The 9,178-nt window shown below is 69.2% G+C and carries 8 protein-coding genes; 6 read left to right on the plus strand and 2 right to left on the minus strand.

All coding sequences use genetic code 11. From position 1 onward, the window contains the following. From BN1056_RS06220 to BN1056_RS06235, 4 genes are all read left to right on the plus strand, one after another. Positions 1-826, plus strand: an 826-nt coding sequence (locus BN1056_RS06220; RefSeq protein WP_244671549.1) for an electron transfer flavoprotein subunit alpha/FixB family protein, incomplete at its 5' end; no start/stop codon positions are given. A gap of 320 nt (positions 827-1,146) precedes the next feature. Further along, entirely contained in the window at positions 1,147-1,542 is a 396-nt protein-coding gene (locus tag BN1056_RS06225; protein WP_210579830.1) for a GntR family transcriptional regulator, read from the plus strand. Then, on the plus strand, positions 1,539-2,303 hold the full coding sequence (locus BN1056_RS06230) for an ABC transporter ATP-binding protein (RefSeq protein WP_210579831.1): 765 nt from the start codon (positions 1,539-1,541) through the stop codon (positions 2,301-2,303). The genes BN1056_RS06225 and BN1056_RS06230 overlap by 4 nt, the downstream gene beginning before the upstream one ends. After that, the gene (locus BN1056_RS06235) at positions 2,303-3,118 is read left to right on the plus strand and encodes a hypothetical protein (protein WP_210579832.1); all 816 of its coding nucleotides are present in this window, start codon (positions 2,303-2,305) and stop codon (positions 3,116-3,118) included. The genes BN1056_RS06230 and BN1056_RS06235 overlap by 1 nt, the downstream gene beginning before the upstream one ends. Before the next feature lie 28 nt (positions 3,119-3,146). Here BN1056_RS06235 and mnmA read toward each other — a convergent pair whose 3' ends face one another. Next, positions 3,147-4,265: a tRNA 2-thiouridine(34) synthase MnmA gene (mnmA, locus tag BN1056_RS06240; RefSeq protein WP_210579833.1), complete on the minus strand. Its 1,119-nt coding sequence runs from the start codon at positions 4,263-4,265 to the stop codon at positions 3,147-3,149. A gap of 291 nt (positions 4,266-4,556) precedes the next feature. Here mnmA and BN1056_RS06245 point away from each other — a divergent pair, with 291 nt between their 5' ends. Further along, positions 4,557-6,311, plus strand: coding sequence for an alpha,alpha-phosphotrehalase (locus BN1056_RS06245; RefSeq protein WP_210579834.1), 1,755 nt, complete (start codon positions 4,557-4,559; stop codon positions 6,309-6,311). A 14-nt stretch (positions 6,312-6,325) separates the two neighbouring features. Then, a complete protein-coding gene (locus tag BN1056_RS06250) occupies positions 6,326-8,356 on the plus strand; it encodes a PTS sugar transporter subunit IIABC (RefSeq protein WP_210579835.1) in 2,031 nt (676 codons plus the stop codon). 73 nt (positions 8,357-8,429) lie between these two features. On the opposite strand, the gene BN1056_RS06255 is transcribed toward BN1056_RS06250, so the two are convergent. Further along, the gene (locus BN1056_RS06255) at positions 8,430-9,167 is read right to left on the minus strand and encodes a UTRA domain-containing protein (protein WP_210579855.1); all 738 of its coding nucleotides are present in this window, start codon (positions 9,165-9,167) and stop codon (positions 8,430-8,432) included. Positions 9,168-9,178 lie beyond the last annotated feature (11 nt).

Below are 9,178 nucleotides of genomic sequence, written 5' to 3' on the forward strand. Positions count from 1 at the left end.
AGCCGCCGGTGCGACCCGCCTGCTCGCCGCCGACCTGGGCGGCCGTGAGGTCGTGGCCGCCGTCGCCGCCGACGCCGTGGTTGCGGCCGTGGGCTCCGTCGCCCCCGCGGTCGCGCTCGTCGGGGCCGACTACCGCGGCAAGGAGATCGCCGGCCGGGCGGCCGTACTGCTCGGCTCGGCCTGCGCCTCCGACGTCGGCGACCTGCGCGTGGTCGACGGCGAGTTGCACGCCTCCAAGCTGGTGCTGTCCGGCACCTGGTCGACCACCATGACCGTTTCGGCGCAGGCCGACCACACCCCGGTCATCTCCGTGCACCCGAGTGCCGCGGCATCCGCACCGAGCGCGGCCGGCTCCGACGTCCCGGCCGTGGAGGCGCTTGAGGTGCCGCTCAGCGCCGAGGCGGCGGCCGTCAAGGTCGTCTCCCGAGAGGTGGGTGACGCCGCCGCGGGCCCCGACCTGTCCGAGGCCCAGCGGGTGGTGGTGATGGGACGCGGCACCGACGGCGACGTCGCCCTGGTGCACTCCCTCGCCGATCCGCTCGACGCCGCCATCGGCGCCACCCGCGTGGCCTGCGACGAGGGCTGGATCGAGCGCTCCGCCCAGGTGGGGCAGACCGGTGTCTCCATCGCCCCCAGCCTGTACATCGGGTTGGGCGTGTCCGGCGCCGTCCACCACACCAGCGGCATTCAAGGTGTCGGCACGATTGTCGCCATCTGCGACGACTCGGAGGCGCCGATCTTCGAAATGGCCGACTACGGCGTGGTCGGCGACGTCGCCGAGGTCGTGCCCCAGCTGGTTGAGGAGTTGGCGCGCCTGCGCGGCTGAGCGCCACCTGCCGTACTACTGACGGTCCGCCCCGTCCCGGTTCATTCCGGGGCGGGGCGGCTTCATGCGCCGAGATCGATAGTTGTTACGTGCCGAGATCGGTAGAAGTTACGTGCCGAGATCGGTCGATATGGCGGGGTGGGTGCGTTCTCGTGCAACCCGTGGTGGGCCTGGGGCTGGTCGGCGCGCCGGGGCGGAGCTTGTTGACTTCCACATGCCACATGTGTCACTGTACTAGTGCAGTAATACAGATGGCCTTCCGGTCGCCTGTCCACTGCGCTCATGAGCACATTCGTCCGCCCATCAAGAGGGGAGGCCCCGTGGATCTTGACGGCTCCCGGCCGATCTGGCTGCAACTGGTCGACGACTTCCGCCTGCGGATCGTCACCGGCGCCTGGCCGACCGGCACCCGGATACCCAGCGTGCGCGAACTGGCCACGCAATCCGGCGTCAACCCCAACACCGTCCAACGCGCCCTCGCCGAACTCGATCGCACCGGCCTGACCAGCACCGAACGGACCGCAGGCCGCTTCGTCACCACGGATACCGCCGTCGTCGACGCCGTGCGCCGCGAGCTCGCCGCCGACGCCACGGACGCCTTCATCACCGCCCTTACCGCCGTCGGCATGGATCTGGCGCAGGCATCCGCCCTCCTGCGGGAGCGCTGGAACGACCGTCCCGCCATGCCCCAGGCAGACACAGGAGAAAACTCATGAACCGGCACTCATCGGCTCCGCCGTCGCCCGCGGCGCGCTTCACCGCCGTCCCAGTCCCCGACGGTGCCGCCCCACTGATCCGGGTGGCGCACCTGACCAAGGCCTACCGCGGCCGCCTGGCGCTGGCGGACCTGACCCTGAACCTACCGGCCGGCCGGATCGTCGGCCTCATGGGCTCCAACGGTTCGGGCAAGACCACCCTGCTGAAGATCCTGGCGGGCCTGCTGTCGGAGTACGACGGCCAGGTGCGTGTAGGTGAGTACGTGCCCGGACCGCAGTCCAAGGCGCTGGTCGCCTTCCTTCCCGACGCCGACTTCCTGGCGCCGGAGCTCAAGGCCGAGCAGGCCATAGCCATGTTCTCCCGGCTGTTCTCCGACTTCGACGCCGACCGCGCCCGCGAACTGGTGGAGTTCTTCGGCCTGCCCAAGGACCGGAGCCTGAAGGAGATGAGCAAGGGCATGGGGGAGAAGCTGCGCGTCAGTCTGATCATGGCGCGCCGCGCCCGTGTCTACCTGCTCGACGAGCCCATCTCCGGGGTCGACCCCGCCGCGCGGGACGTCATCCTCAGCGGCGTCCTGCAGGGCTTCGACCCCGAGGCACTGATGGTGATCTCCACTCACCTGATCGCCGACGTGGAGCCGATCGTCGACTCCGTCGTCTTCCTCAAGGACGGACGCCTGCTGCTCGCCGGCGACGCCGATGACCTGCGTGAGGCTCACGGCATGAGCCTGGACGCCCTGTTTAGGAAGGAGTACCGCTGATGCTGCGCACACTGTTGAATGAGGAGATCTGCTTCCTGGCCCCCATACACCTGAAGATGCTCGGCATCTGGACGGTATTCGGGCTGGTCTTCCTCGGAGTCACGTTCCTGAACCTGCCGGTACTGAACGTCTTCGGGGCGCTGGGCGGGGTAATCTCCTTCGGTCTGGCCATACCGGTGGTGCTCATCCACACCGCGGTCGAGTACTGGCAGTCCATGTACGGCTCACGCGGCTACCTGACCCACGCGATCCCGGTGCGCGGGCGGCTGCTGTACGCCGCCAAGACCCTGTATGCCTTCGCGGCCGGCCTGGTGGCGACGTGCTTCACCGCAGTCGGCCTGTTGGTGACCGCGTGGGTGACCGCACGGGCTCAGGGAATCGGCCTCGGTGAGTTGCTCCAACCCGTGCGTGAGATGCTGGACTTCTTCGGCACCGGCTGGGTGATCGGCTTCGTCGTGTACATGATCGTGGAGCTTGCCTGCGTGATCGTGTGCGTGTCCGCGATTATGAGCATCGGGGCGCAAGGACGCTGGAACCACCTCGGCTTTGGCGCGCCCGTGATCGGCTTCGTGGGACTGTATCTGGTGGCGCAGGTGCTCTCGCTGCTACTGCTGCTGATCGTGCCCGTGAGCATGGGGATTCCGTCCGGGGACATCGTGAATACATGGATGCTGCCGGACTTCATTGAGGCGATGCGCACGGGCGGCGACCCGACCCTGCTGGGGCTAGGATTCATCGCCGTGTGGCCGCTGCTGGCGGTGGCGCTCGGAACATGGGGCGTGCGCTCCATCGAGCACCACACCTCCCTGCGCTGAACTGCGGCTGTGCGGCCGGGTGTGCGGTTCAGGCGACTGTCGCCTGGGCCAGCACCCGGCCGCCGTCGTCCCCGCCGTAGACGACGACGCTCTGCCCGGCGGCCAGGCCCCGCAGGGGCTGGCGCAGCACCGCGTGCAGCGTGCCGGCCGCGGCATCCACGGTCACGTCCGCGGGCACCGGGCGGCCGTGTGCCCGCACCTGTACGGTCACGTCCTGCCAGCCGACTCCGTCGGCGGGCGAATCGGGGGAGTCCAGCAGCACCAGGTCCTTGCCGTCCACAACGGTGCGCCGCAGCAGCTCGGCGGGACCGACCACGACCTCGTTGGTGCGCGGGCGCGTCTCTATTACGTAGCGGGGGCGGCCATCGGCGGCGGGACGGGTCAGTCCCAGGCCCTTGCGCTGGCCGACGGTGAAGCCGAAGTAGCCGCCGTGGGTGCCTAGTACCTCGCCGTCGGGGGAGACGATGTTGCCCTCCTGAGCTCCGAGGCTGCGCTGCAGGAAGCCGCGAGTGTCGCCGTCGGCGACGAAGCAGATGTCGTAGGAGTCCGGCTTATCCGCCACCGGCAGGCCGCGGCGCTCGGCCTCGGCCCGCACCGCCGCCTTGGAAGGAGCATCCCCCAGGGGGAACAGGGCGCGCGATAGTCCCTCGCGCCCGGAGACGGCCAGCACGTAGGACTGGTCCTTGGCCGCATCGGCGGCCCGATGCAGCTCCAGGGTGTTCGCCTCACCTGGGCGGCCGGCGACGGCGCCGCCGCGCAGGCGGGCGTAGTGACCGGTGACGACGGCGTCGAAGCCCAGCGCCAGGCCGCGCTCCAGCAGCACGTCGAACTTGACGCGCTCATTGCAGCGCACGCACGGGTTGGGGGTGCGGCCGGCGCGGTACTCGGACAGGAAGTCGGCGACCACCCGCTCCTCGAACTCCTCCGACAGGTCCCACACGTAGAAGGGGATGCCCAGGATCTCGGCCGCCCAGCGGGCGTCGCCGGCGTCCTCGATGGAGCAGCAGCCGCGGGCGCCGGAGCGCGTGGCGGCCCGGTTGCGGGTCAGTGCCATGTGCACGCCGACGACCTCGTGGCCGGCCTCGACGGCGCGCGCGGCGGCGACGGCGGAATCGACTCCGCCGGACATGGCTGCCAGTACGCGCACGTGTGCTCCTTCCGCCGCTTCGGTTCTCTCGCTGCCCGGGCGAGCGGGTGCAGCCTACCGCCGGGGAAGGGGAGGTGGGCTGTTGGGCTGGACACTGCGCAACCGTCGGACATCCGTGCGCCTCAGTCGATTCCCGCCGGGGTCGATACGCGGGCGCGGCCGCGGTCGAGGGATGCAGGGACCTGCGTCACACCTGGCGCTCTCGACTTGCCATGATCCCGACCACGGTGTCTACTTGTGTATACAAGTTGCCGCATGGGAGCGGCAGCGTGAATGACCCCGGAGCAACCCATGAGCTTTCACGACGCCGTCGTCTACCAGGTCTATCCGAAGTCCTTCAAGGACACCACCGGCAACGGCATCGGTGACCTGCGCGGCATCCTTGAGAAGGTCCCCTACATCGCCTCCCTGGGCGTGGACTATGTCTGGCTCAACCCCTTCTACCCCTCGCCGGGCCGTGACAACGGCTACGACGTCGCCGACTACTGCGCGGTGGACCCGGCGATGGGCACCATGGAGGACTTCGACGAGCTCGTCGCCGCCCTGGCCGAGCACGGCATCAGCCCCATGCTGGACATGGTGCTCAACCACGTGTCCACCGAGCACGAGTGGTTCCAGCGGGCCCTGGCCGGCGAGCAGCGCTACCGCGACTACTTCTACCTCCGCCCGGCCCGCGGTGACGGCTCGGCGGGGCAGCCGATCCTGCCCACCAACTGGGTCTCCAAATTCGGCGGCCCCGCCTGGGCGCCCTTCGGGCCCGTGGACGAGTCCGGCCGCCCACTGGGAGGGGAGTACTACCTGCACCTGTTCGATCCCGGCCAGGCCGACCTGGACTGGCACAACCCCGAGGTGCGCGCCCGCGCGGCGGAGGTCATCAACTTCTGGCGGTCCCACGGCGTGCGAGCCTTCCGCTTCGACGTCATCAACCTCATCGGCAAGACCGAGCCCCTGGCGGACGCGCCCGCCGGCACCGACGACCGCCTCGTCTACACCGACGGGCCGCTCGTGCACGACTACCTGCACGAACTGTGCCGAGCCAGCTTCGGCCAGGATCCGGACTCCGTGACCGTGGGGGAGATGTCCTCCACCTCCATCGCCGCCTGCGTCGACTACACCAACCCCGCGCGGCGCGAGCTGTCGATGGTGTTCAACTTCCACCACCTCAAGGTCGATTACGCCGACGGTCAGAAGTGGACCCTGGCCGAGCCCGACATCCCCGCCCTCAAGCACATCCTCAACGACTGGGCACTCGGCCTTCAGGCCGGCGGCGGCTGGAACGCCCTGTTCTGGAACAACCACGATCAGCCCCGGGCGATCAACCGCTTCGGTGACCCGGACCGCTACCACTACGAGTCCGCCACCATGCTCGCCACCGCCATCCATCTGCTGCGCGGCACCCCCTACATCTACATGGGGGAGGAGATCGGCATGACCGATCCGGACTACACCGGTATCGAGGACTACGTGGACGTCGAGGCCCTGGGCGCCTACGCCGAGCTGGTGGCCGCCGGGCACAGCGAGGCGGACGCCTTCGCCATCGTCCACGCCAAGGCGCGTGACAACGCCCGCACCCCCATGCAGTGGGACGCGACCGCCGGCGGCGGCTTCACCACCGGCACGCCGTGGCTACGCCCCACCAACGCGGCTGCGATCAACGTCGCCGCCGAGGAGGCGGGCGGCCGCATCCTGCCCTACTACCGCCGCCTGGTGGAACTGCGCAAGACGGAGCCGGTGATCGCCGAGGGCGACTACGCCCCCTGGGAGCTCGACAACCCCGACGTATTCGCCTACATCCGCACCCTGCCCGCACCCGGGCCCGGCGCATCCGCCGACGCCGCGGGTCCAACCGTTGACGAGGGCGACGCTGCTCGCCTGCTCGTCATCACCAGCTTCCGTGGTCACCCGACCACGGTCGAGGTTCCCAGTGAGTTCCTCACCGGAGAAGTGCTCATCGGGAACTACCCCACAAGGCCGCTCAGCCCCGTCATGACTCTGTCCCCGTACGAGGCACTGGCCATCATCATCCGCACTACGACCAGGCTCTGAGAGGAGCTCTCCGCATGTCCCCAGCATCTGCTTCGGATACGGCGCTGGTAGCGCCCGTCTCCGGCAAGATAATCGCCCTCGCCGATGTACCCGACCCGGTCTTCTCCTCCGGGGCCCTCGGAGCGGGTTTCGGCGTGGCCCCAACCTCCGGCGACGTCGTCGCCCCGGTCTCCGGAACCATCACCATGGTGGCCGAAACCGGCCACGCCGTCGGCATCGCCACCCCCGAGGGGCTGGAGGTGCTCCTGCACCTGGGGGTCGACACCGTCGAGTTGGAGGGGCGTCCCTTCCGCCTCACCGCCGCCGTCGGCCAGGAGGTCCGGTCCGGCCAGTCCCTGGGCACCATGGACCTGGCGGCCATCACCGCCGCCGGCAAGGACACCACCACCATCGTGGCCGTGACCAACTCCGCCAAGGCCCTGGCCGGGCTACAGGTTGTCGAGGGGGAGGCGCAGGCCGGCGCGAGCGTGGCCACCGCCGTGCTCAAGACCGCTGCCGCGGCGGGCGCCGCCTCGCCCCGGGCCGCCGCGGTCGACGACGGCCTGACCGGCTTCGACGCCACCGCCCGCGACATCATCGCCGGGGTGGGCGGGGCCGACAACATCCGCTCCGTCATCCACTGCATCACCCGGGTGCGCTTCTACCTGAAGGACGAGTCCCTCGCCGACGACGCCGCCGTGACCGGGACCGAGGGCGTCATCGACGTCGCCCGTGCGGGTGGCCAGTACCAGGTGGTCATCGGCGCCACCGTCGGCGACGTGTACGACGCCATCGTCAAGCAGGTGCCCCGCCTGGCCGAGGGGGCCGACGACGCGGAGGCGGCCCCGGCGGCACCGAAGCCCACCACGCCCATCGGCTGGGTGAAGTACGGCTTCTCCTCCCTGATCGGCGTGATCACGGGCTCCATGATCCCCGTGATCGGCGTGCTGGCCGCCTCCGGCATCCTCAAGGGGATCCTGGCGCTGCTCACCCAGTTCAACGTGGTGGACACCGGCACCTCCACCTACACCTTCATCGACGCCATGGCCTCGTCGATGTTCTACTTCCTGCCCATCATCATCGGCTTCACCTCGGCCCGCAGGCTCGGCGCGGATCCGATCATCGTCGCCATCATCGGCGGCGTGCTCACCTTCCCGTCGGTGGTCTCCATGGCCAATTCCTCCGCCGAGGACTACCACGTGATCGCCCGGATCGGGCGGACGGTCTTCAACTCCGACTTCTTCGGCATTCCCGTCTCCCTGCCCGAGGGCAACGCCTATGCCTACTCGATCTTCCCGATCATCGTGGCCGCCTGGCTGGCCAGCAAGATCGAACCGTGGCTCAAGCGGTGGATCCCGGCGGTGGTGCGCTCCATCTTCGCCCCGCTGCTGGAGATCTTCATCGTCTCCACCCTGGTGCTGGTGGTGTTCGGCCCGATCGTCATGACGATCTCCGGTGGCATCGCCCAGGCCGTCAGCTGGGTGCTGAGCCTTTCGTACCCGGTGGCCGGGTTCCTCATCGGCGGCTTCTACCAGTGCCTGGTCATCTTCGGACTGCACTGGGCGGTCATCCCGATCATCTCTCAGCAGATCGCCGACCCCGGCTACTCGCCGCTCAACGCCATCGTCTCCGCCTCCATGATCGCCCAGGGCGGCGGCGCGCTCGCACTGTGGGTCAAGGCCAAGAGCCCCCGCATCAAGCAGCTGGCCGGCCCGGCCACCATCTCCGCCCTGTGCGGGGTGACCGAGCCCGCCATGTACGGCCTGAACCTCAAGTACGGGCGCGTGTTCATCACCGCCTCCATCGGCGGCGCCGTGGGTGGCCTGCTCACCGGCCTGTTCGACGTCAACATGTGGGGCTTCACCGGCGCCTTCGTGGGCTTCCCGTCCTTCGTCAACCCCGCGGGCCTTGACGGCTCCTTCACCGGCTTCTGGATCGCCTCGCTCGTGACCCTGGCCGTGTCCTTCCTGGCCACCTACTTCTTCGGCTTCAAGGAGTCCGACTTCGAGACCGAACGCACGGTGGAGAAGGTGCGGCTGGGCAACCGCGAGCCGGTGGCTCGCTGACGAGCTCGGCCTCTTGGCGGCCCGGTCGGCGCGCGTGTTGTGTGCGCGCCGACCGGGCCGTCGGCCTACGCCGTCACCGCTGGGCGGGCAGTCGCTGCGCCGCAGAGACGAAGCCGAATGTCTGCGGGACGTGGTGGGAGCGGGTGTATTCGAACGGCACCCCGCCAGAGTCGAAGCCGAGCGACTCCATAACTCCCACGCAGTCCAGGCCGCCCAGGTCCAGGTGGCGGCGGTCCAACTCGTCCGCCCCCTCGATGGTGATCATGCGCGAGGCCGTGGCGATATGCACCCCCAGTTCGTTCTCCAGGTAGGCGTAGATGGAGGTCTCTGCGGCTTCCCGGGGAATGTCGGGGACCACCGAGCGCAGGAACCGGTTGTGGTCGATGATGGCGGGCCGGTCGTTCAGCAGCCGCAGCCGGCGCAGGTACAGCACCTGCGCGCCCGCGGTGAGGCCGGAGGCCTGCGCCACCGAGTCGGTAATGGTTTCAACCGTTGCGGACAGCAGCACGGTGCGTACCGTGATGCCGATGCGTCTGCCGGCCTCGGCCAGGGACTCGATGCCGGACAGGAAGAACAGGGACGTCGAACGAGGGCGGTAGATCACCTGGATGCCCTTGCCGTGGATGGGCTGAACGTAACCCTGAGAGCCCAGATACTGCACCGCCTTGCGCACCGTGGGGCGGGTGGTGGCGAAGTCGGCGCTCAGCCGGTTCTCGCTGGGCAGGAAGGAACGGAAGGGGAAGCTGCCGTCCTCTATCCGAGTGCGCAGGAACTCGTAGATCTCCTGACGATACCGGTCCCGGCCACCCACGCCCCGGTGAC

The sequence above is a fragment of the Actinomyces succiniciruminis genome (assembly GCF_900002405.1).
Lineage (GTDB): Bacteria > Actinomycetota > Actinomycetes > Actinomycetales > Actinomycetaceae > Actinomyces > Actinomyces succiniciruminis.

Coding starts and splice junctions, on each gene's coding strand:
- BN1056_RS06245 (WP_210579834.1), top strand. CDS start 4,557: ATGAGCTTTCACGACGCCGTCGTCTACCAGGTCTATCCGAAGTCCTTC.
- BN1056_RS06235 (WP_210579832.1), top strand. CDS start 2,303: ATGCTGCGCACACTGTTGAATGAGGAGATCTGCTTCCTGGCCCCCATA.
- BN1056_RS06250 (WP_210579835.1), top strand. CDS start 6,326: ATGTCCCCAGCATCTGCTTCGGATACGGCGCTGGTAGCGCCCGTCTCC.
- BN1056_RS06230 (WP_210579831.1), top strand. CDS start 1,539: ATGAACCGGCACTCATCGGCTCCGCCGTCGCCCGCGGCGCGCTTCACC.